Source organism: Shouchella miscanthi, assembly GCF_007725405.1.
GTDB lineage: Bacteria > Bacillota > Bacilli > Bacillales > Bacillaceae_D > Shouchella > Shouchella hunanensis.
This window is the reverse complement of the sequence record NZ_CP042163.1, coordinates 1915270-1937021: the sequence shown is the minus strand read 5'-3', so window position 1 is coordinate 1937021 and position 21752 is coordinate 1915270. Positions and strand designations below refer to the sequence as shown.

The following is a 21752-nucleotide window of genomic DNA, read 5'->3' as shown; positions in this document are numbered from 1 at the left end:
TGGTCCCCAAATAGGACTACGCTTGTTGTTTTAAGTGCATGATTTAACATGCGTTAATGTTGTTTGTAGAAACGTTGCTATCTCTAACATCCCATATTGGTTTGCCTTCTCCTCAGCCTCTTCGTTGTAATTCGTATTTGTATTAATATCATACGTATAAAACACGCCATCTTTATCTTTTATACATTCAATTCCTGCTATTTGGATACCATTACGCTGAAGAACACGTTTATAATCTTCAATAAAAGGTTCAGAAAAACTTGGATCAATAACAAATTTTGAACTTGGCTCTTCCCCAACTGGACAGTAAAGATTTTCGATAGTGCATGCATCGGCTGGACATAGTTCAAAACCGTCAGACGTGTTCACTTTTACAGCATAAATGAATTCACCACCAACAAATTCGCATCTAGTAATATACGGCTCTTCTGATTCAATATATTGCTGCAACAATGTGATTCCATCAACAGGCTCTTCAAATGCTTCACTATCAAGATACGCTCTTAATGCTGCTCTTGATTGAAATAACTGCACCCCAAGACCTTTTCCAGCTCGATTGTGCTTTGTAATAAACGGTTCGTTTTCGAATGCTTTACTTGCTTCAAATAGCTGTTCTTTCCCTACTGCCACAATCGTTTTTGGCGTTTTCACGCCTTCTTTCTCCAATTCTGCGTACTGAACGACTTTACTCAATTCTAATCGTAATGCACGCGAATCGTTAATTACGGTTCGGCCATACTGCTCTAGCCAGACGAGTACAGCACTTGTTAGTTCAGGTGCAAATCGATGGCCTCTTGTGTGGGAAGATGCACTCATACGATTATAAAAGACCCCTTCAGGTGGTGCCTCTTGCAAATTGATAGATCCAGCTGATAGATTCCAGTTTTCATACGGGACACCTAGTTCTTCTAACCGATTAAACAATGGTGCGGACCATTCCTCATTTTCATGAATAACATAAATCTTCATCTAGTAGTCCCCTTGCTATTGAGCTTTAGTTTGTATACAGTTATGATAGCAATTTCAATTAAACGTGACAATGAAAAGGTGCTGTATTCCGATGAATAAACAAGAAATTAGAGAACACGTATGGGAACAGATGATGAATGAAAAAGTAGCACGCTTTCCTTTTCCAATTAAAGGACGTATCCCAAATTTTAAAGGCGCCGAAGCTGCTGCCGAATGGATACGTCAAACAGAGCTTTACAAGCAAGCAACCATCATTAAGGTCAATCCTGATTCTCCCCAACTACCATTAAGAGCATCCATTTTAGCTGATGGAAAGATCTTATTTGTGCCCACACCACGATTAAAAGATGGCTTTATCCAAGTGAAGCCAGAGTGGGTTCCACCAAATGAATACCGAAAAGCAGCTAGTTTAACGCATATAAAATCGTACGGAAAAGTAATCCCCCTTAAGGATTTGCCGCAAATCGACTTGATGGTCATGGGGTCTGTTGCTGTTGATCGAAAGGGACGTCGCATTGGAAAAGGTGCAGGTTATGCAGATCGAGAATATGCCATCCTAAGAGAACTTGGTCAAAAAGAAATGCCAGTTTTTACAACGATTCATTCTTCACAGCTGATCGAGACCGACCTCCCACTCAATCCGTATGATGTTACTATGGACTACATCGCCACAGAAAAAGAACTCATTCCAACCCACAGCACTCACCCTAAGCCGACCGGTATTTTATGGGATCAAGTACCTGATACTGATCTATCCGATATGCCCATTTTACAAGAGTTAAAGACGCTAAAAAACAGCTGACTACCGTCGGCTGTTTAATGCTTCATACCACTCATCTAATTGTTCATTTGACGGCGCATTGACGTAAATCTCTTGATCTTGAAATTGTAAGTGTAAATAGTCCGATTCCGTTCCCTTTCTAAAGACTAATACTCGTTCTCGATCATACTGCCGCCGAAAATGACCTTTTGACACATCTGGTGTACCGATACCATTTAATCTTGTCATAGAAGGGCGTTCTTCAATTTTTTCGACGTTATCGAGCTCGGCAATTGGCCATTTAGAGCCGTAGGGACCGGTAATTTCAATTGAATCCTCATGTATAACGAAATCGTGTGCTTGTGCTCCTAAGAAAAAGACGCTTCCGACTATGCCCACAGTAATTGTTGCAATTCCACCATTTACTATGTAAGCACGCTTTCGCTTTCCTTCCAGTTCATATCGCGACAAATAGGTTAATCCACCAAGTAACGATATTAAATAAACAAGCAATTGGAATGGGAGAGCCCCCGGAACGGAAAACAAAACAGGAATGAGTAAAAGCAGAAGTAGTACACTCGTCCATAGCATGAGAGTGGCTTGCTTTCGTGGCAAGTCTTTTTTGATCAATTGCTCCTGTTCTTCTTTACTTCTCGTTGCGAAGCCTGATAAATACTGATATTTTTTTGTTTTTAGTATCACTAAACTAAAAACAATCATCAGTATCCCAATGACACCTATAATCGTTCCATACACGACGATCACCCTAATCCCTCCCTTACAACGATTTTATACGAAATGACATACTGTTCCGTTTCAAAAAAATGCATAGGCACGATTTTTTTATTAATCCTTGTCTTAATGAAGCTCGTTCTACGGTGGCTATCGTTGTTTTTGCATTTCAACTTCTATTACATGTTGCTGAAAAGAAGCTCAGTAGACTCATTACGCATTCAAACAGTCGGTTGTCTTCCATTTCACAAGCCTCATAAACATGTATTCCTATTGAGACATGCACGATTAATTGATTACGTAGCCTTGGCATTCGAGCTATTTTATATTCTATAAGAAAAACTCGTAAAAACGAGGTTTTACGAGTTTGTAAATGGCTTAGTCTTCACTTAACGCGACATTGTGATAGACTTGCTGAACGTCTTCTAAATCATCTAATGCATCAATTAATTTTTCAAGCTGTTTTTCATCTTCTTCCCCTAAAGATAATTCTGTTTGTGGCAGCATGGAGGTTTCAACGAGGTTGAATTCATTCACACCTGCTTGTTTTAACGCCTCTTGAACAGCTTGAAGTTGATCTGGTTCAGCATAAATAATAATAATATTGTCTTCTTCTAAAATATCTCTGGCGTCTAAATCTGCCTCTAGTAATAGTTCAAGTGTTTCGTCTGCTGTTTTGCCTTCAAATGCTATGACTGCTGTGTGGTCAAACATGTAGGAAACAGAACCGCTAACACCCATATTCCCTCCATTTTTCCCAAATGCGGCGCGCACATCAGAAGCTGTACGGTTCACATTATTTGTTAATGCGTCAACGATTAGCATCGAGCCATTTGGGCCAAAACCTTCATATCGCAACTGATCATAATTTTCATCAGCGCCACCTTTTGCTTTTTCTAATGCTCGCTCGATGATCGCTTTCGGGACATTATATGTTTTAGCTCGTTCTAGTACGACTTTTAACGCTTGATTGGCTTCAGGATCCGGCTCTCCTTGCTTTGCGACAACATAAATTTCGCGTCCAAACTTTGCATAAATCTTACTTGTATTCGCATCCTTTGACGCTTTTTTTTCCTTAATGTTATTCCATTTACGCCCCATAACCTGTCACTCTCTTTCTCCATTTATTTCATCTTTATTATAACGCAAAAATAGAATTGTGCGTAGATTGCTTTCATCCTCCCTTCTTATCCTCTATAATCACCTTAAGAAGAGAAATGGAGGCGAAGACATGCACGATCAGTCTGAAACAGCGAATCATATTATTAAAAGTTATCAGCAAGATGAACAAATGATGATTCTTGTTTTCTCTCAGTGGTGTATCAATAATGACCACGATCCAACTGCACTTTATAGAGAGGCCTATCCAGAGCAAGGAAACAATAACGAACTGAAAGAAGCACTTGCTTTAACTGTTTCAAAAGATGAATCAAGCCCTATCGCAACAGACACCGTGATCAATCTCCTTCAAGTTTTCGGAAACGAAGACCTCGCTTATATCGTACAAACCTATGGAGAAAAAGGAAGCTAATCATTCGCTTCCTTCTTTTAATTCTATTCCGACTGGGCAATGATCACTACCATAGATATGTGCGTAAATGACTGCGTCTTTTAATTGTGGAACGAGTCGCTCATGCAGTAAAAAATAATCAATCCGCCATCCAATATTTCGCTCTCTCACTTTTGCCATATACGACCACCATGTAAACGATTCATCATCTGTTGGGTAGAAATAGCGATAGGAATCAATAAATCCGTGATTTATTAGTTCTTCTAGCTTGCCGCGCTCTTCCTCTGTAAAACCTGCGTTTCCAATATTCGCACGATCATTTTTCACATCAATTCCTTCTCGGGCCACGTTTAAATCGCCGCACAATATAACAGGCTTCTGCTCCTGCAGTTTTTCGATATAAGCATTTACCTCTTGTTCCCATTCCATTCGATAAGAAAGCCGACTTAAATCGCGTTTTGCGTTTGGCGTATACATAGTTATTAAGTAAAATTGTTCATATTCAAGGGTAATGACGCGTCCTTCATCATCATGGAAATCCTCCCCTAAACCGTAGTGAACCTTTAACGGAGTGTGCTTTGTAAAAATAGCAGTGCCAGAATAACCTTTTCGCTCAGCGTAATTCCAGTACTGTTGGTAGCCTGGTAGGTCAAGCTCTAGCTGTCCTTCTTGCATTTTTATTTCTTGTAAACAAAAGAAATCCGCATCAACATGATGGAAAAAATCGAGAAACCCTTTTTTAACACATGCGCGAATACCATTAACATTCCATGAAATAAACTTCATTTCTTAACGTCGCTCCTCTTCTATGTAAAAAAAGACTGCTTTATTAGCAGCCATTCTGTTCTGTTAACGCAATTTCCAAATCTTCTGCCAAATCTTCTATATCCTCTAATCCGATCGACAATCGAATAAGAGAATCTTTAATACCCAACTCTTCTCGCCGCTCTTTCGGAATAGAAGCATGGGTCATTTTTGCCGGAATTGAAATTAAGCTCTCTACTGCACCTAAACTTTCTGCTAACGTAAAATAGCGTGTTCGCTCGACCGTTTGTAAAGCAAGCTCATCAGATTTTGTTGTGAACGAAACGATTCCACCAAACCCGCGAGATTGTAAAGCATGTGTTGCATGCCCCGGATGGTTTACTAATCCAGGATAATAAATCTCATCCACATTCGGATGACTTTGAAGAAATTTCACTAACTGGCGTGTATTCGTTTCAATTTCCTCCATACGCACACCTAATGTCTTAATGCCTCTCATTAAGAGATACGCGTCATGAGGTCCAAGAACAGCTCCAGTGGCATTTTGAATGTACGCAAGTTTTGCTGCAAGGGCGTTCTCTCTCACAACCACTGCGCCTGCAATCACATCGCTATGACCACCTAGATACTTTGTAGCACTATGAATAACAATATCCGCTCCATATCGTAACGGATTTTGAAAATAAGGCGTTGCAAACGTATTATCAATAATAAAGAGAAGTCCATGGTCGTTTGCTACTTGACCTATTTTACTAAGGTCTGTAATTTTAAGCAAAGGATTTGTTGGCGTCTCAATAAATACGGCTTTTGTTTCCTTTCGTATCGCTTCTTCTACTGCCGTCACATCACTTGTGTCAACGAATGTAATCGAAATGGTTTCTTTTTCAAGAAACTGTGTAAAAAAACGATACGTACCTCCATAGACATCGTCCGTAATAATGATATGATCGCCAGGCGAAAATATTTTCATTACTGCCGTAATCGCTGCCATACCTGATGCAAACGCAAAACCATGTTCGCCTTCCTCGATATCCGCTAGTAATTTTTCAAGTGCTTCTCTCGTAGGGTTGCCTGTTCTTCCATACTCATAGTGAAATGTTCCGATTTGTGTTTGCTTAAATGTGCTAGAAAGTTGAATTGCTTGATTAACAGCACCAGTTGCTTGATCGATTCCTTTACCACCGTGGATCAGTTTTGTTTTCTGTCTCAAATCGTATCCTCCTCATAAATCCCTTTACTTAAGTATCGATCTGAGCCATCAGCAAAGATCATCACAATATTCTTCGGAGTTGTCGCTTCTCGCGCTTCTTTTAAAGCAGCTTCAAACACAGCACCTGATGAACTTCCTACTAAGATCCCTTCTTGCTTCGCTAACTCACGGACGCGGAGAAATGCTCGGTCATCTGGAATCGTATGAATACGATCAAATAATGATGGAACCACATAATGTGGAATAAACTCCATACCAATTCCTTCTGTTCGATGGGGTCCGATTGTGCCGCCATCGAGTATCGATCCTTCTGGCTGAACAACAACTGTATCAATATCTGGGTTCTGTTCTTTTAAATATGCAGCTGTTCCTTGAAACGTTCCACACGAGCCCGCACCTGCAAGAAAGACGTCAATTTGACCATTTAGTTGAGCATATAATTCTGGACCAAGTGTTTTATAGTACGTTAATGGGTTTTCAGGGTTCTGAAATTGAAGTGGGCAATAGGAATCGCTTATTGTTGCTTCTAATTCTTGCGCTTTTTTTATGGCCCCTTTTATTCCCTCTTCGCTAGGTGTATTAATGACCGTTGCACCTAAGCCGCGAATAAGCTGTTGCTTCTCGAGACTAAAGGATGTTGGGACGACAGCTATTACATTTACTTCCGTTCCAATTGCTGCCAAAGCTAATGCAATGCCAGTATTCCCGGCTGTTGGTTCAATAATTGTCCCTTTTGGACTAATCTTCTTGCTCTCTAAAGCAGCATACAGCAATTGTTTGCCTAAGCGATCTTTAATACTTCCACCAGGATTATAGCTTTCTAATTTAGCAAACAAGCGTACATTTTGAGGAATAGGAAACGAACGTAATTCAACAATCGGTGTTTTTCCAATGAGTTCGTGAATATGAAAATGAACATCCATCCTCTCACCTCATTCACTCTTGATATTGTATCGTATGTTGGTTGTCTGTGTGTGTGCCTATTATTCAAAAATAATTCGGTACGTGAAATTATAAATTACGCGAAAAAGAACACTTGCCTTTACGACAAATGTTTTATAATGAGACAAGCTGTGGATAAATTTCTGTAAGTAAGCGATAGGAGTGCAAGCGATCACGAAGCTCTGGAGCGTGGGTTAACACCATCAATTCTTCTATTTGTAAGGCCTCTGAGAGTTCATCAAGCTTTGTTTTTACCGTTATCTTGTCCCCAACAATTGTCGTTGACTCTCTCTTCTCTATCTGTTCTCGTGTTTCCGCATCAAGCTGGTTTAGTAAATAAGCCGCTTCACTCTTAGTTGGAATCGCACCGATAGGCTGGTTCATTGAGTGAAATGCTTGCCACACTCGTACTGAGCGATGCAACAATTCAGCTTCTTCTTGTGTATCTGCACAAAGAACTGACACGCAAGCAAATGCTTGTCCATCCTTTTTCTTGCTGCGAAATGCGTTTAAAACATGCTTCCCCTCTTCACCATTCATAAAATGACCGTAAACATAATTAAGATGATGTTTACTTGCTAAATGAGCGCTTTTCTCAGACGTACCCAGCATAAAGACCTGTGGCTTTTCATAAGGCACAGGTGCTGCTTTTAACGTAGCAAAACGATGTGCTTCAGGAAAATCACGTCTTAAAAAGTGCATTAACGTTTCTGTCTTCTCATCCATTTGATGAACATTTTCAATGAAATTTTCAGACAATGCTTCTGATGCTTCAGCTGATCCACCAGGCGAACGCCCTAAACCTAAATCAATTCTGCCAGGAAACAAGTTGGCGAGCATGTTGAAATTTTCAGCAACTTTGTACGGTTGATAATGTGGTAATAATATCGCTCCAGCGCCTAATCGGATGGAATAGGTTTTTGCACCGATATAAGCAATTAAAATCTCAGGCGATGGCGACAGGAGCGCATCTAAATCATGGTGTTCAGCAATCCAATAGCGGTGATAGCCCAGATTTTCAGCAGCTAATGCTAAATCAGCTGTTTCTTTTAGCGCAATCTCATTTGTTGATTCAGATGAACGTGGTACTTGATCGAGGATACTAAGTTTCATCCAATGGAACCTTCTTTCTAACATAGCTTAGTATATACCGTATCGAAATTAGTCGAATTTAGCAACTAATATCCCCTCACAGCCCACAATTCATGCAGAACCTCGGTCTTCTTTTACATCCTTTTTCCATTTATTGAATAATTGAATGGCTTCTTTATTCTTTTTTTGTAAATTCATCGTAAAAGGAGACGAGAAAAACGCCGGTAAAATACTCTCTGTTGACTTTTTTGCTGTTTTTTTCACGGTATCACCCACTTAAACAAGTTTATATACTTTACGATATTCTTCTTTACATCAATTGGTGAGCCTTGTTCTCATCCTCTTCATTAAAGGAAAGTAAATCATAAATAGCGACGAGAGAAGCAAATAATAAGGCATCGTATTCAATAATTCGCTCTTCTGACGACAGCTTAATAACATAATGCTCCCTTTTTAAGATAACCGGGATAAAGATTAAGCGATCTTTTTCTCCGTAATACACATCTTGCCTTTCAAGCGTTGCACTCACAACCGTTCGATTTGAAAAATGAAACAGAAGATGATCTTTTTCAGCCTTTGTCATGAAAGGAAAAAGATTCGCTTCAATATCGGTTTTCTCAGCGAACTTCATTAAAATTTCTCGCACACCTGTAATATATGCATCACGCCCGCCAAAATAGACGTTAATTGTGTCACTTTTTAAAAGTCGGAAGAAGGCTTTTAAGCGTTTTTCCTGAAGCTGCAAGACTTCTTGGTTTGTTTCAATTAGCTGACCAGTATCAATTGTAAATAAATTCGACCCAAATCGTTGTACGTAAGCACTTAAAAAGACAAAGGCGTCAATAATAACAAACAAACATGCAACAATGAGATAATGGTGCCAGTTTTCAAATAAACTAGTTGGGAATAGCGTCCACGATAAAGCTGCTCCGATTGTAAATAAGGAATACCAAATTTTTCGTATAAAAGGAAGTCTTCTTTTTGTTGCATCTTCCCATTTCCAAGAAGCAAACACATAAAAAGCTAGTCCACTTACGCTAAACCATACAAGAATTTGATAAAGTAACAGCATGCGAACTGCCCCCTTTTCCTTTTTCTGTATGAATATGTCGCATAAGCAATAAAAAGAGATCTTTTTTGTTGGGAAAATGCAAATAGGCGAACAAATTTTCACTTTGGTACGAGCTGGAGCAAATGAATGCTGTTACCCTTCACAACCATCCCTTCATATTAGCACCATTATCGCCGGTTTTCTTCTATCACTCTTTTATCAAAAGCCGTTATTCAAGGCGTTCACGTCCTCAGTGTTCATTCGTTGTGACTAGAATAAAAAAACGCTGTATGCATAAAGGCTCACGGAACGACCTTATCATACAGCGCTAGCTCGGTTTTTAGAGTGCTTGCCAAGCATCCATTATACGCTTATAGGAATCAATTTGCTTATCTTCATCAAAAATAGTCGTTTGCAGCATGATTTCATTTACTTGCAGGTTCATAGCAAAATCATAAAGCTGTTTAGCGACCTTGTTGGCATCACCGATAAAAGAACCGCTTAGTTGTTCCATCACGAGTTGTTCTTCGTGAGGAGTCCAAATGACATCCATATTTTCAACGGCAGGCTGTAATTTTCCTCGTTGGTTTCGAATCATGGAAAGAAATTGTTGGTAAAGAGAGCTAGCAAGCATTTGGGCTTCTTGCTCAGTCTCCGCAGCAATTGCATTTACGGCAATCATACTGTACGGTTCACTTAATACCGCAGAAGGTTTAAACGTATCATAATAAAGGTTTAATGCTGGTACAATTTGTTTTGGTGAGAAATGACCAGCAAACGCAAATGGTAAGCCTAATTCACCAGCCATTTGTGCACTGTAGCCACTTGAGCCAAGGAGCCAAATGGGAACCTCTTCTCCTTCACCGGGTATCGCCCGTACATGTGGTCTTGAGGACACAGGATTAAAATAATGACGTAATTCTTCCACAAGACTAGGGAAATCTTCCGCCCTTTGACCATTTCGTCTTAAGGCTTGCGCCGTTAACTGGTCCGTTCCAGGTGCTCGCCCAAGCCCTAAATCAATTCGATTTGGATGAAGAGCCGCAAGGGTGCCAAATTGTTCTGCAATAATCAACGGTGCATGATTTGGCAGCATAATTCCTCCTGAACCGACACGGATATGTGTTGTCTCTTGGGCAATTTGTCCAATTAATACAGCAGTTGCTGAACTTGCAACACCTTCCATATTATGATGTTCCGCAACCCAAAAACGATGATAGCCAAATGATTCAACTGCTTTTGCGCTGCGAATTGTATGTTGTAATGCTTCGCTTACTGTTTTTCCTTTACGAACTGGCGCTAGATTTAACGCTGAAAGTTTTATTTGCTTTGTCATCCTAAAGCCACCTTTCTTACCTTAGTTAGTGTAGCGATTCTTTTCACTTGTTTCAAATCAAACGATTTGACTGTTTGCATTGATTTTACTAGAATGAATGATAATCAGTCATTTTAATGAAAGAGGTCGAAATCACATGAGTCAGAATCGAAAAGATGACTTAGAACTGAAGTTTGTTACAAAAGAACATACGCAAGATTCTCTTGATTTGTTGAACTACGTGTTTCAAGTAACGAATCAAGACGTTTCCCAAATTGGCGAGTCGCAAATGGCGCTCTGGAAAAAACCCATCTTTGAGCAAAGTTCGATTTTAGGATGGTTTTCTAAAAACAAGCTGATTTCACAAATGGTTGTATATCCTTTTTCAGTTAACATTCACGGGCGCGCCTATAAAATGGGTGGTGTTACCGGAGTTGGAACGTATCCTGAGTATGCAGGACTTGGACTAATGAACGATTTAATGAAAGAAAGTTTAACGTTGATGCGGGAAAAAGGACAAACCATCTCTTATTTATTCCCCTACTCGATTCCCTATTATCGAAAGAAAGGCTGGGAAATTATATCCGATGTAATCACCTATACAGTTCGTGATACACAAATTCCGAAGCCGTATGATGTACCTGGACGCATTGAGCGCGTTTCTTTTCATGATAAAGATATCCGTAACGCATACGAGCAATTTTCAAAAAAAGAAAATGGTGCTATGATCCGTAATGAGCTTGCTTGGGATGAACATTTTAAGTGGGGGCGAGATGATCTGATCGCTTGTGTTTACTACGATGAAAAAGAACAACCAACTGGCTATATGTATTATAAAGTTGAAAATGAAACCTTTTTCGTTCAAGAAATGATCTTTAATAACGAAGAAGCCCGTCGCGGGTTATGGAATTTTATTGGTGCTCACTTTTCAATGGTCTATTACGTAAAAGGGAAGATTTTTGCCAATGAGCCACTCTCCTTCTTTCTTGAAGATGGAGAAATTGAAGAAAAGATCTCCCCATACTATATGGCGCGGATTGTTGATGTTGAAGAATTTCTACGTGGCTTTCCCTTTACTTCTTATGCAAAACAAGCCATTGTTTTAAAGGTTACTGATCCAATGCTTGAATGGAATGAAGATGTATTTAAACTGACGTTTGAAAACGGGCAAACAGTAGAACGAGTGAGTGAGGATACGCCTGTTGATGCATCTCTTGATATTCAAACGCTCGTCACCCTCCTGCTCAACTACAAACGAGCAAAAGACTTAAAAGAAATCGGGCGTATCGAAGCGACAAATACAACTATTAGCTATCTAGAAGAGTTAATTCCAGACAATCAACCTTGGTTCTCTGACTATTTCTAAGCAATAGTTGACACGAATATGATCAAGTGATAGAGTATATCCACTGATCATATTTGACCTAAAAAGTCGATATTGGTTGAACAATATCATATGATCAGTTATAATAAGTCTATATAAGACAGCTACTCCTTTGCGATAGCTGTTTCTTACACACCTAATGGTCAAATATAGTCAAAGTCAATAAATATTAAAAATGGGGGTAATTGAAGATGAAATGTCAACACTGTCAAACAAATGATGCCACAGTATCATTAAATCTTGTTGTGAATCAGCATAAAAAACAGATGATCTTATGTGAAACGTGTTTACAAGAATTACGACAAGCAAATGGTCAGGCGGCCCCAGCCCAATCTTTTTTTCAATCTTTCATGGGTGGGCAAGAACAACAGCCTCATCATACACAAATAAAAGAACAACAAAACGAGAAAGACAGCTTTTTGGCTCAATTTGGACACAATTTGAGCCATGAAGCAGAGAACGGAAACATTGACCCAGTTATCGGTCGCGATCAAGAGGTAGAACGAGTCATTCAAGTCCTTAGTCGCCGAACAAAAAATAATCCCGTTTTAATTGGTGAAGCTGGTGTTGGGAAAACAGCGATTGCTGAAGGCTTAGCATTGCGTATCTCACAAGGCAATGCGCCTGCAAAACTGCTAGATAAGCAAATCTTTTCTCTAGATTTTGCTTCTCTCGTTGCTGGAACAAGCTATCGAGGTCAATTTGAAGAACGCATGCAGCAATTAATTGATGAAGTATCTCAACGCGAAGACATCATTCTATTTATTGATGAGCTTCATATGCTCGTTGGTGCTGGTGCTTCTGGTGAAGGTAATATGGATGCAAGCAACCTTTTAAAACCAGCACTCGCACGTGGGCAAATGCAGTTAATCGGTGCTACAACGCTGAATGAATACCGTAAAATTGAAAAAGATGCCGCACTTGAACGTCGCTTCCAACCAGTGACTGTAAAAGAGCCAACAGAAGAGCAAGCATATGAGATTTTAAAAGGCTTGAAATCAGTCTATGAAGCGTATCACGGTGTAGCCTATTCAGATGAAGTACTACGTGCAACTGTAAGTCTCTCAAACCGCTATATTCAAGACCGTTTCTTACCGGATAAAGCAATTGACTTACTTGATGAGGTTGGATCCCGCTTGTCGCTTTCTATTGAACATGAAGATAAAACGTCTCTTGAAAAGCGATTAAATGATGTTCGCGCACGAAAACACGCCGCTACTAAAAATGAACAATACGAACAAGCAGCAACGTTACGTGATGAGGAAAATGTCATTAGAGAGAAACTTAAAGAAACGGCATCAAGCTTAACGCCGATTAACGTTAAAATTGAAGACATCCAAGCATTAATTGAAAAACAAACAGGTATTCCTGTTCAGAAACTGCAAAAAGATGAGCAGCAAAAAATGCGTGACTTAACAAGCCGTCTTGCTAGTAAAGTCATTGGACAAGAAGATGCGGTTTCAAAAACAGCGAAAGCAGTCAAACGTAGCCGCGCTGGTTTGAAGCAAGGCAATCGCCCTATTAGCTTTCTCTTCGTCGGGCCTACTGGCGTTGGTAAAACTGAGTTAACGAAGCAGTTAGCCGAAGAAGTTTACGGGAATAAAGAAAATATGATTCGCCTTGATATGAGTGAGTTTATGGAAAAACACGCCGTTTCTAAATTAATCGGTTCACCTCCTGGTTACGTTGGACATGAAGAAGGTGGCCAATTAACTGAACAAGTTCGCCGCAATCCGTACAGCATCATCTTGTTAGACGAAATTGAAAAAGCCCATCCTGATGTACAACATATGTTCTTGCAAATTATGGAGGATGGTCGTTTAACTGACAGTCAAGGTCGAGTCGTTTCGTTTAAAGATACCATGGTCATTATGACATCAAATGCAGGTGTTGGCTCCACTTCTCGTTCCCTTGGCTTTAACGCTGAACAAAGTAAAACGATTGGAATTCTTGAGAGTCTGCATGACTACTTTAAGCCAGAATTCTTAAATCGCTTTGATGCATTGATTGAGTTTAATCAACTAACAGAAAACGATTTAATTCAAATTGTTGATGTGATGCTAGATGATCTTCGTACTCGCTTAGATGAGCTAAATATGACCATTCATGTAAGTGATGACGCGAAACGAGAACTAGCGAAAAAAGGCTATCACCCTTCTTTTGGTGCAAGACCATTACGCCGCGTTATTCAAGATACAATTGAAGACGATATTACCGAGCTTCTTATTGAAGATGGCGACATTACGCATATAGAAGTGGTTCTTAAAGAAGGAATGTTACAAGTAAACGCTGCACATGAATAAACTCTGGGGAATTCCCCAGAGTTTTTTGCTTAAAACCCTTCCATTTTTGCGGCGTACTTAAACGGTGACCATGCAACCCGATAATAAGCGTCTTCATCAAACAGTTTAAGCCCTTTGTATCCTGGTCGAAAGTTAACTTCGATAAGGACGAAACGCTTTTGCTTCACATCAAAAGCAAGGTCAATTCCTAATTCAGCAAAATGATCATCTTGATAAATCGATTCAATCTTATTCGCTATTTCTACACACAATTGTTCAATTTCTGCTTCCTTCACTTTTGTGTTTCCACCAAATATTTCGTTTAGAGGGAGAACTCTTCCCCCTTTTGAAAAATTAGTAATAAGCTGCTTAACTTGAGCTTGTCGACACTCGATTCCGTTTACTTGCCAATTAGTCGTTTCTTTTTGTAAAAATACTCTGACATCAAATGGTCGTGACTCCCATTTCTTTAATGAAATCCACTCTTGTATTAAATAGTCTTTCGATCGTAATTTACGTTTATGAAAAAATCGTAACAGCGCTTTTTTGGTTAGCTTTCTTTTTATTGCTTGATCGGTTTTGGCATAATCATAGACTAAAAACTGATTCGACTGCTTTAATTTTGTAATCATATAAATACCCCGACCTTGCGAATTTAAAATCGGTTTCAATACAAATTTTGGCTTTTCCTGTAACCAACGCTCTAATTGACCTTCCTTTGTCCACTTTTCTGTCTCAGGCAAAACACTCTTTAACGTGCTATCTTCACTAAAATAGGCATGAAGTTCCCACTTATCTGGTCGATTAGAATTAAAAATCGTTCCCCCTTTTTGTATAATTTGCTTTTTAAACGCATTGAATTCGTCTTGACGCAAATGACGTCTATAAATAATCTTAGGAATCGGAACTACTTCTTCTTTCCATTTTTTTGTTTCCACACAATACGTTAGTGCCTTTGTTTTTGTCTGTTCTAGGTCAACCCATTTGATTGAGAAAGCAGCTACTCGTACACCGAGTTGGGTTTGTAGCTTCATTCTTTCTTCATAATGTTCTTTCATAAATGCAGCGGTATAATTCGCTGGCTGATCCCCTAGCAATAAGCCAATATAGGGACCTATGGTTAGTTCGTTCTGATCCACTCTTACTTGATAACTCTCTTTTTTATGAAGAGCTAATTCTTTTTGAACATTCTTATGAACATAAATGGACAACGAATCGTTTTCTCTCTCATCATAATAAGAGATTGTTAGATTACAAGATGCGAGTCCATACGTTAACTGTATTTGTTTATAAGTGAACCATTTTCTCAAACATGTCGGTACTAGAATTGTCTCTTCTTTTTGTTTTATTTTTGAACGAAACACCACAGAAAATGTGGCTGACATCATTTCTCCACCTCCATACATTCTATGTAACTACTTTATGTGAGATGGAAAGAATTCGATTAGACGTAAGGAGCGCAGGAAACGCACATATTTAACGTTCTCCGCTTAATTCCCACTGTTCAATTGAATAGGATTTTGATACGTTTAACTAGAGTCATAAATTTATGAACAAGGATGTGAGTAGATGGACACTTCAAAGCAGTATGCAGCGAAACTCGATGCAACTGATAGGCTAGCTCCTTATCAAAAAGAGTTTTATCTTGATAAAAACACCATCTATATGGATGGCAATTCACTTGGGTTACTAAGTAAGAGAGCTGAGCAGGCAGTCTTACAAATGCTTGAAGATTGGAAAACATACGGAATTGATGGATGGACAGATGGTCAGTACCCCTGGTTCACCCTTTCTGAGAAATTAGGCGCATCAATGGCGCCACTCGTTGGTGCATCAACTGAAGAAGTGTTAGCAATGGGCTCAACAACGGTCAATCTTCATCAATTGCTTGCTACGTTTTATCAACCAACAGCCGACCGCTATGTTATTGTCAGTGAAGCCCTTAGCTTTCCGACAGACCTTTACGCAATTCACTCGCATCTTGATCTCCATAGCATCTCTCATGAAAAAGGGCTCCGTTTAATTGAAAGCAAAGACGGTCATACATTATCTGAGGAAGATATTATTGCCTCCTTTGACGATGACGTTGCTGTGGTGGTTCTATCAAGCGTACTCTATCGAAGCGGGCAGCTTTTATCTCTTGAAAGATTAACAAAAGCAGCACACGATAAAGGGATTTTGATCGGCTTTGATCTTTGTCATTCTATCGGTTCTGTGCCTCATCAACTTAAGCAATGGAATGTTGATTTTGCTTTCTGGTGTACCTATAAACATTTAAACGGGGGACCCGGTAGTGTTGGCGGTCTATTTGTTCATGAAAAGCATCACACTACATTACCAGGTCTTAGAGGATGGTTTGGCTCTGATAAATCGAAACAATTTGATATGAGTCCACTGTTCCATAAAAGTGCAGCTATTGGATCCTACCAGCTTGGAACTCCTCACCTTTTATCAATGGCACCACTCATTGGCTCGTTAGACATGTTTACTGACGTCGGTATAGAAGCAATTCGAACGAAATCATTGGCGCTCACTCATTATTTACGCAACCTGCTACACCAGCTACCTGACACACAGTCGTTTACGATTTCTACACCCGTGCATGATGAGGAGCGCGGAGGGCACCTTCTTCTTGAGCACCCTGAAGCTGCACGCATTTGCAAAGCACTCAAATCCGAAGGTATTATTCCTGATTTCCGAAGTCCCAACGGTGTCCGCATTGCACCAGTTGCTCTTTATAATTCGTTTACGGATGTTTATGAGACAGCGCATACCCTTGCAACTATAATGAAAAAGAAAACGTATCTACAATTTGAAAATAAACGAGGAGTGATTGCATAAATGGGCTGGATTGATATTACAATGCCGCTACATAACCAGATTGCCCATTGGCCAGGCGATACACCTTTCTCATACACGTTATCGGCTCCTATGGAAGAAACGGGCTCAGTGAATATAGGTGAAATCACAACCAGTACTCATACAGGTACTCATGCTGATGCACCGTTTCATTATCACGAAACAGGCGCAACAATTGATGAGTTACCGCTAGAGACGTATGTAGGGCAAGCAGCGGTTATGACTGCAATTGGCGCACGAGCCATTAATCAAACTTTACTTGAAACGTATGATTTAACCGGTGTTAGACGTCTACTCATTAAAACAAAAACGAAAACGGATCCAACCGTTTTTCCAACAGATATTCCATACGTTACAGAAGATGGAGCGAACTATCTACATAAAAAAGGTGTTTTCTTATTAGGTGTAGATGCCCCAAGTGTTGATCCGGTCACGAGTAAGGAATTAATCGGTCATCATAGTCTAGGTAAAGCAAATATCGCCATTATTGAGAACCTTGTACTTGATCATGTTGAGGAGGGCTTATATGAATTTATTGCCCTACCTCTTCGCATTGTTGGCGGTGATGGCAGCCCAGTACGAGCGATTATTAAACCTTTGGAGAGTGATTGACATGACAAAGAACAGCCATTCTGCCTATACAGACTTTAAAGATAAAATGACGTACAGTGATTATTTGCAGCTAGAACCGATTTTAAATAGTCAAAAGCGACTGTCAGATCATCACGATGAGATGCTGTTTATTGTGATTCACCAAGTAAGCGAACTGTGGATGAAGTTAATGCTCCACGAAATACGTGGTGCGATTACATCCCTTCAACAAGATCAATTTCAACCTGCCTTCAAGCAGCTCGCTCGAGTTTCAAAAACCCAAGCACAAATTATTCAAGCGTGGGATGTTCTCGCTACATTGACACCGAGCGAATATGTCGAATTCCGCGATAGTTTAGGGCAAGCTTCTGGCTTTCAATCTTATCAGCACCGTCAGCTCGAGTTTCTATTAGGAAAAAAAACACCTCATATCTTAAAAATTTATGAAAACGAGCCGACCATCTTATCAGGATTGCAAGTGGATTACGAGAAGCCTACCCTTTACGACGAGGCCATTCAAGCACTTGCGCGAGCGGGGTTATTTTCCGATAAAACCGTCTTAGAGCGAGATGTGACAAAAAGTCATCAATCGACCGAGTCAGTCAGAGACGCATGGCAAGTCGTCTATCAACAATCGAATCGCTATTGGAACCTTTACCAGCTCGCTGAAAAGCTCGTGGATCTCGAAGACTGGCATCAGCAATGGCGCTTTCGACATTTAAAAACAGTTGAACGGATTATTGGAATGAAATCAGGCACAGGAGGCTCAGCAGGGGTTCATTATTTAAAGGCTGTGCTCGACGACTACTTCTTTCCAGAGCTTTGGGAATTGCGGACAACGATTTAAAAAGCACAATAAAACAAACGTACAAGCTTCGCTTTTATGCGAGGCTTGTACGTTTTTATCTGTCTTCAATAAAGCGAAAGGGAAAGTACTTTGCTTGTCCCGTGTTATCGATTCCGATTCTCCTCGTCGCTTTTACCAGCAGTGGTGCTACATTTTTCTTGTCGTTGTAACCAATATAGAGCGGACCGTCAATAAATGACTCCCCATAAGCTTCCATTGTAATACCCAATGCTTTTGTTAATTTACCTGGTCCATTTGCAAACTGTTTGTCTAGAGCAGACTTTCCTCTTAAAGATTCCATTTTTTCGATTCCCCATACAGGTTCAATCCCTCGAATGAGCACTGCTTCAGGCTGACCTCTTCTTTCCGTTACTACATTTAACAGGCAATGTGTATGCATCGTATACGTATAAATATGTCCTGGCTCCTCGTAGAGAATTCGGGTCCGTTTGGTTTGCTTTCTACCGTAACTGTGGCAAGCTCGGTCCAAAACACCTAAGTATGCTTCTGTTTCTGTAATTCTGCCTGCTAGTAACTCCCCATCAAGAAAATGAACTAAGTAGTTCCCGATAAGTGCTTTTGCTAACTCAATAGTTGATTGAGCATAAAAGTTGGCTGGCATCCTTTCCACTATCATAGAAATGTCCTTTCCGATTAACTCAGTCGAATATCTGTTGTTGGCACAATCGGTAGCATTTGACCTAGCGTATAACTAATTCCTACAAAGACGACCAACAACAAGAGAAATTGTCCATCAACCCAACGGTAAGTCAAAGGATAGTAAAAAGTTCGTTTTTGTTGGTTAAACTGCTTGGCTTCCATCGCTACAGCTAGTCGTTGTGCTCGTCGAATCGCTTGTGTCAGTAACGGGATTACGTAAAATGAAACAGCTCGGTACAATCGTTTTCCTCTTGGCTTTTGTTTCGCGTTTCTAATTTGATAGGCATGGCGAAGCGTTTGGAACTCTCCTACCATAATCGGCAGCATTCGCACTGCCGCTAAAAAAGCATAAGCAAACGTCGGTGGTAGTTTAAGCTGTTGCATCAGGGAATAAAATAAGAGTACAGGCTTTGTCGTTAAAAGGAACAGTAAACCAAGAGTTGCAAATAATGTTGCTCGTAAGCCTAGATGAAGACCTGTGTAGAAGCTTTCCTCTGTAATATGAAGTAGCCCCCATTTTACCCATGTTGTTTCACCTTGTCCAAAAAAAATCATTGTCGTTGATGCAGACACAAATAGCAACACGAATGATGCAACATACAAGAGGACATATCGTTTTGGATGACCCGAAAAGAAGACTGTTACGAGAAGTGCACATACAACCATAAACAACAATACATTTGGATTATGAATGAGCACAATGACAAAAAAAAGCGCTAGCAAACAAAGGAGTTTGACTGTTGGATTAATGCTTGTGAGAAATGTATCATGTAGCGAGTACACCTTCAAGCTGCCTCCCTTCACTAGAAAAAAGTGCTCCATCTTTCACATGCCATTCTTGAGTTGCAAAGAGTTGAACTAACGTTTCATCATGTGTAACCATCACAATTGTCCCACCTGATTGACGAAAGTCCTCCATTAAATCAAGCAATGTAAACGTATGAAAAGCATCTTGACCGAACGTAGGTTCGTCAAGAAAAAGAAACGGTTTTGAATGAACAAACGCTGTCGCTACACTTAACCGTCTTTTTTGACCAACAGAAAGACGGTATGGATGCACATCATGGTGTTCAGAAAGACCAAATTGCTGTAAGATCGTCTTCACTAGCGCATCTTCTTCGGGATTCGTTGCAGAAAAGAGCAATTCTTCTTCCACGTTGGTTGTGACAAATTGAAATTCTGGATTTTGGAAGACAAAGTTAATTCGATCTGTCACATTTTCTTTACGATGAACGAGTCCCCCATTTAATGTGTATCGGCCTTTATGATGAAGTAGATTCATCAATCCATAAAGTAGCGAAGATTTACCTGCGCCATTAACGCCGGTTATACAAATCCAATCGTTCTGATACACAGTTGCTTCCTTAACGGTAACGAGTGGTTTTTTTCGTCTTAACAGCTGCCAATCGCTAAGCGATAGCACTTCTTTTTTCTTTTTAAAACTGCTAGCAAACTGTTTTTCACTTGCATAGTCACTCCATGAATGTGGGTGCCAGATGCCGGCAGCTATAACCTCTTTTCGATACTCGTTAAAGAAAACAGTAGCGTTAGAATTGGCTACCAGCTGTCCGCGATGATTAAAGAGTAGAATGCGATCCATATGCGGGAGTGCTTCCGTAATACGGTGCTCAACGGCTACAACCGTCTTCCCTTCAGAATGCTTCGCCACTTCTTTCCATAATTGGACTGCACCATCTGGATCGAGTAATGCAGAAGGCTCGTCTAACAACATGCATTCTTGGTTATGGAGCATGGCAGAGGCCAATGCCAATCGCTGCTTCATTCCCATTGATAACGTTTGAATCGGAGTATGGGGTTGATCCTTTTGTAAACCAACCGTCGTTAGCATTTTTTTTATAATAGCGAGCATATCTTCTGAAGCAACTTGCTGATTCTCCAACATAAACGCAAGCTCTTCGTCTACATAAGGCATACAAAACTGCGAATCGGGATCTTGAAATACATAGCTACACGGTGGGACTTGATACGATTCAGCCTTTACCTCAAACTGGTTCGTTGTATCAAGAAGTTTAGCAATCACTTGTAATAAAGTCGATTTCCCCGCACCACTTGGCCCTACAATTAATACTTTTTCACCTGGTTTAATTGTACAGGAAACTCGATCTAAAATGAGTTTCCCGTTCTGTTGATCTCGTACAGTGAGCTCCTTTAATACAATTGGTTGATGCGCATTCATGAGAACGGCCTTCCTTTGTGGTGCGATCCAAACGAATCGAGAACCCCTGTCTTTTGCAATGCTTGTACCAGTTTAGCAGCTAAAACGCCTGTAATGAGAATGGCACCAATCGTTCGTAAGCTTACTCGCACAACGAGCGCCCACGTTGTCAACTGACCAATATTGGCATATAAGAAATCTAATCCAATTGAAGCAAAACTTGCGAACACGCCACCCAGCATGGCAGTCCAGATGGAGTAAACTTTGTAGCGGAATAGCGCAAAGGCTAATTCCATTCCAATTCCTTGAAGAATTCCATAAATAAGCAATATGCCACCATACGGGGAGCCTGCGATAAATTCTCCAGACGCCGCAGCCGTTTCAGCAATTAAAGCTACGAACGGCTTCTTAATGATCAAAGCCGCAATTGTACCTGCAATAAACCACATGCCATAGATAAGCTGTTCCAGTTGTAAACCAAATAATCCAACAACGTCTGTAACAGGACTCCATAATCGGTACACAACCGCAAACACAGTGGCAATCATAACTGTCACAATAATATCCGCTAACGTCAGCCTATTCTTCTTTTTCATTTCGACTCCTG

22 protein-coding genes are annotated in these 21752 nt (G+C 40.1%); 7 read left to right on the top strand and 15 right to left on the bottom strand.

Going from position 1 to position 21752, the window contains the following annotated elements:
• Positions 1-30: 30 nt before the first annotated feature.
• A complete protein-coding gene (locus tag FPV17_RS09850; RefSeq protein WP_144558871.1) occupies positions 31-969 on the bottom strand; it encodes an ATP-grasp domain-containing protein in 939 nt (312 codons plus the stop codon).
• Positions 970-1060: 91 nt separating this feature from the next.
• Here FPV17_RS09850 and FPV17_RS09845 point away from each other — a divergent pair, with 91 nt between their 5' ends.
• On the top strand, positions 1061-1771 hold the full coding sequence (locus FPV17_RS09845; RefSeq protein ID WP_144558870.1) for a 5-formyltetrahydrofolate cyclo-ligase: 711 nt from the start codon (positions 1061-1063) through the stop codon (positions 1769-1771).
• Here FPV17_RS09845 and FPV17_RS09840 read toward each other — a convergent pair whose 3' ends face one another.
• On the bottom strand, positions 1772-2494 hold the full coding sequence (locus FPV17_RS09840; RefSeq protein ID WP_035396421.1) for a DUF3784 domain-containing protein: 723 nt from the start codon (positions 2492-2494) through the stop codon (positions 1772-1774).
• Between the two features lie 345 nt (positions 2495-2839).
• Positions 2840-3562, bottom strand: coding sequence for a YebC/PmpR family DNA-binding transcriptional regulator (locus FPV17_RS09835; protein WP_060705005.1), 723 nt, complete (start codon positions 3560-3562; stop codon positions 2840-2842).
• Positions 3563-3692: 130 nt separating this feature from the next.
• On the opposite strand from FPV17_RS09835, the gene yxiS reads away from it, so the two are divergent.
• Entirely contained in the window at positions 3693-3992 is a 300-nt protein-coding gene (yxiS, locus tag FPV17_RS09830) for a protein YxiS (protein WP_035396423.1), read from the top strand.
• On the opposite strand, the gene FPV17_RS09825 is transcribed toward yxiS, so the two are convergent.
• From FPV17_RS09825 to FPV17_RS09800, 7 genes are all read right to left on the bottom strand, one after another.
• On the bottom strand, positions 3993-4757 hold the full coding sequence (locus tag FPV17_RS09825; protein ID WP_144558869.1) for an exodeoxyribonuclease III: 765 nt from the start codon (positions 4755-4757) through the stop codon (positions 3993-3995).
• 43 nt (positions 4758-4800) lie between these two features.
• Positions 4801-5946: a bifunctional cystathionine gamma-lyase/homocysteine desulfhydrase gene (locus FPV17_RS09820; RefSeq protein WP_035396424.1), complete on the bottom strand. Its 1146-nt coding sequence runs from the start codon at positions 5944-5946 to the stop codon at positions 4801-4803.
• Complete coding sequence (locus FPV17_RS09815; RefSeq protein ID WP_060705008.1) at positions 5943-6869, bottom strand: PLP-dependent cysteine synthase family protein; 927 nt, start codon at positions 6867-6869, stop codon at positions 5943-5945. Before FPV17_RS09815 ends, FPV17_RS09820 begins: the two co-directional genes overlap by 4 nt.
• Positions 6870-7002: 133 nt before the next feature.
• Positions 7003-8001 (bottom strand): LLM class flavin-dependent oxidoreductase, encoded by a 999-nt coding sequence (locus tag FPV17_RS09810; protein WP_035396428.1) that lies wholly within the window; start codon positions 7999-8001, stop codon positions 7003-7005.
• A gap of 90 nt (positions 8002-8091) precedes the next feature.
• Positions 8092-8244: a hypothetical protein gene (locus tag FPV17_RS21885; protein ID WP_158332018.1), complete on the bottom strand. Its 153-nt coding sequence runs from the start codon at positions 8242-8244 to the stop codon at positions 8092-8094.
• A gap of 46 nt (positions 8245-8290) precedes the next feature.
• Positions 8291-9052: a type II toxin-antitoxin system SpoIISA family toxin gene (locus FPV17_RS09805; RefSeq protein WP_035396430.1), complete on the bottom strand. Its 762-nt coding sequence runs from the start codon at positions 9050-9052 to the stop codon at positions 8291-8293.
• A 319-nt stretch (positions 9053-9371) separates the two neighbouring features.
• Entirely contained in the window at positions 9372-10367 is a 996-nt protein-coding gene (locus FPV17_RS09800; RefSeq protein WP_060705009.1) for an LLM class flavin-dependent oxidoreductase, read from the bottom strand.
• A 136-nt stretch (positions 10368-10503) separates the two neighbouring features.
• Here FPV17_RS09800 and FPV17_RS09795 point away from each other — a divergent pair, with 136 nt between their 5' ends.
• A complete protein-coding gene (locus tag FPV17_RS09795; RefSeq protein WP_144558868.1) occupies positions 10504-11712 on the top strand; it encodes a GNAT family N-acetyltransferase in 1209 nt (402 codons plus the stop codon).
• A gap of 209 nt (positions 11713-11921) precedes the next feature.
• Positions 11922-14033 carry an ATP-dependent Clp protease ATP-binding subunit gene (locus FPV17_RS09790; RefSeq protein WP_144558867.1) on the top strand — a complete coding sequence of 704 codons (2112 nt, stop codon included), beginning with the start codon at positions 11922-11924 and terminating at the stop codon, positions 14031-14033.
• Positions 14034-14062: 29 nt separating this feature from the next.
• Here the strand turns inward: FPV17_RS09790 and FPV17_RS09785 are convergent, their stop codons facing one another.
• Positions 14063-15400 (bottom strand): YheC/YheD family endospore coat-associated protein, encoded by a 1338-nt coding sequence (locus FPV17_RS09785; protein ID WP_035396432.1) that lies wholly within the window; start codon positions 15398-15400, stop codon positions 14063-14065.
• Positions 15401-15581: 181 nt separating this feature from the next.
• Here FPV17_RS09785 and kynU point away from each other — a divergent pair, with 181 nt between their 5' ends.
• The 3 genes from kynU to kynA are packed head-to-tail and all read left to right on the top strand — an operon-like array spanning position 15582 to position 18309.
• Positions 15582-16853 carry a kynureninase gene (gene kynU, locus FPV17_RS09780; RefSeq protein WP_144558866.1) on the top strand — a complete coding sequence of 424 codons (1272 nt, stop codon included), beginning with the start codon at positions 15582-15584 and terminating at the stop codon, positions 16851-16853.
• Positions 16854-17483 carry an arylformamidase gene (kynB, locus tag FPV17_RS09775; RefSeq protein ID WP_144558865.1) on the top strand — a complete coding sequence of 210 codons (630 nt, stop codon included), beginning with the start codon at positions 16854-16856 and terminating at the stop codon, positions 17481-17483.
• A 1-nt stretch (position 17484) separates the two neighbouring features.
• Positions 17485-18309: a tryptophan 2,3-dioxygenase gene (gene kynA, locus FPV17_RS09770; RefSeq protein WP_144558864.1), complete on the top strand. Its 825-nt coding sequence runs from the start codon at positions 17485-17487 to the stop codon at positions 18307-18309.
• Positions 18310-18364: 55 nt separating this feature from the next.
• Here kynA and FPV17_RS09765 read toward each other — a convergent pair whose 3' ends face one another.
• From FPV17_RS09765 to FPV17_RS09750, 4 genes are read right to left on the bottom strand one after another with little or no spacing between them, the layout of a single operon-like run.
• Entirely contained in the window at positions 18365-18946 is a 582-nt protein-coding gene (locus tag FPV17_RS09765; RefSeq protein WP_035396435.1) for a DNA-3-methyladenine glycosylase, read from the bottom strand.
• Between the two features lie 17 nt (positions 18947-18963).
• A complete protein-coding gene (locus FPV17_RS09760; protein WP_437183317.1) occupies positions 18964-19758 on the bottom strand; it encodes an energy-coupling factor transporter transmembrane component T family protein in 795 nt (264 codons plus the stop codon).
• Complete coding sequence (locus FPV17_RS09755; RefSeq protein WP_144558862.1) at positions 19736-21166, bottom strand: ATP-binding cassette domain-containing protein; 1431 nt, start codon at positions 21164-21166, stop codon at positions 19736-19738. The genes FPV17_RS09760 and FPV17_RS09755 overlap by 23 nt, the downstream gene beginning before the upstream one ends.
• A complete protein-coding gene (locus FPV17_RS09750; protein WP_035396442.1) occupies positions 21163-21741 on the bottom strand; it encodes an ECF transporter S component in 579 nt (192 codons plus the stop codon). Before FPV17_RS09750 ends, FPV17_RS09755 begins: the two co-directional genes overlap by 4 nt.
• Between the last annotated feature and the right edge of the window lie 11 nt (positions 21742-21752).